The organism is Micromonospora maritima (genome assembly GCF_902825405.1).
Lineage (GTDB): Bacteria > Actinomycetota > Actinomycetes > Mycobacteriales > Micromonosporaceae > Micromonospora > Micromonospora maritima.
Genome location: NZ_CADEAU010000893.1, coordinates 1 through 1072, shown reverse-complemented (window position 1 = coordinate 1072; position 1072 = coordinate 1). Strand labels below are relative to the sequence as shown.

The following is a 1072-nucleotide window of genomic DNA, read 5'->3' as shown; positions in this document are numbered from 1 at the left end:
CGGCCCGCCGAGCAGCTCGCGTCGGCCCTGCCGCCAGCCGGCCGCCAGCACGGCGGCGTACGCCGGCCGGTGCTCGCCGGGCACCGACAGCCGGTGCAGCTCGTAGCGGCGGCGCAGGCCACCCGTGGTCAACTCGTGCTCCACCGGCACGTCGAGGCGGCCCAGCAGCTGCCGCATCCGCTGCGCCGCGTCCTCCCGGTTGAACTCCGCCACCCCGCCCCGGTACGGGTCGACGTCGAACCGGCGGACGTCCGCGGCCGGCGGCGGCGTGCACCGCACCATGCAGGCGACCTCGAACGCGTCGGCCAGGGTCAGCCAGTCCAGCGGCGGTGGCGGCGACGACGGGCGCGGCCGGTCGAGCAGTGTGGTGGGCTCGGAGAGCATCGGCACGGCTCCTTGGTCGGCGTCGGGGCCCCTCTACCGTGGCCTGCCCCGCCGGGCCGGGGAACCGCTGCGCCCGAGCCTTGAGCAAAATTTGCGCGAACGCCGGCCCTCAGAGATCGGCGACGACGACGTCGAGCTGCCGGGGGCGGCCGGTGGCCCGGGGCCCCTCCTCGACCGTGTACTTCAGGTCACGCAGCGCGCCCACCAGCGCGTCGGCGGTACGCGGGCGGGCGCCGGCGAGCAACAGGTCCCGGACCAGCCGGCCCTTGGTCGCCTTGTTGAAGTGGCTCACCACCGACCGCGTCGGCGTCCCGTCCACCACCCGCTCGTGCAGCACCCGCACGGTGACCGTGCGCTCGGCGAGGAGGCCGCGCGGGGTCCAGGTGGCCGCGTACGCGCCGGAGCGCAGGTCGAGCACCGGACCGTTGCCCGCAGCCGCCGTCATGGCCGGTTCCATCGCGGACCGCCAGTACGCCGCCAGCGCCCCGACGCCCGGCAGGCGCGCCCCGATCGGGCACCGGTACGGCGGAATCCGGTCGGTGAGGCGGACCGCGCCCCACAGGCCGGAGCTGATCAGCACCGACCGGCGGGCCGCCCGCTCCGCCGCCGGCGGCAGCGTGGCCAGGTCGAGCGCCTCGTAGAGCACCCCGGTGTAGAGGCGGGCAGATCGGAAGAGCACACGTCTGAA

The 1072-nt window shown here is 76.1% G+C and carries 1 pseudogene; it reads right to left on the bottom strand.

Annotated features, from left to right (window positions below):
- Window positions 1-384 (bottom strand): annotated as a pseudogene (locus HUW36_RS33335) (hypothetical protein); the annotation flags it as partial.
- Between the last annotated feature and the right edge of the window lie 688 nt (window positions 385-1072).